The sequence below is a fragment of the Pseudoalteromonas sp. P1-9 genome (genome assembly GCF_001399975.1).
Lineage (GTDB): Bacteria > Pseudomonadota > Gammaproteobacteria > Enterobacterales > Alteromonadaceae > Pseudoalteromonas.
The window spans coordinates 1-211 of the sequence record NZ_LKBD01000200.1 but is presented as its reverse complement, the minus strand read 5'-3'; the positions used below and the strand labels follow the sequence as shown (position 1 = coordinate 211).

The following is a 211-nucleotide window of genomic DNA, read 5'->3' as shown; positions in this document are numbered from 1 at the left end:
CCCAAGTGGTATCAGGCTCTGCTACTACAAATTGCTGCTTTACATGATTATCCGAAATGACAGATGCCGTTGACGATTTAAAATAGCGACGCTTGTAGCCCAAATTAGCTTTAAGCTTGGCTTGCTTCATTAGACGAGCCACGCGATTTTCACCAACACGCGTGCCATTACGTCTCAGTTGAGCTGTAATTCGGGGACTACCATAAACGCC

Annotated in this window: 1 protein-coding gene; it reads right to left on the bottom strand. The window is 46.0% G+C overall.

All coding sequences use genetic code 11. The features are described from left to right. The coding region (locus AN214_RS23395; RefSeq protein ID WP_152960875.1) for an IS3 family transposase at positions 1–211 on the bottom strand (211 nt) is incomplete at both ends.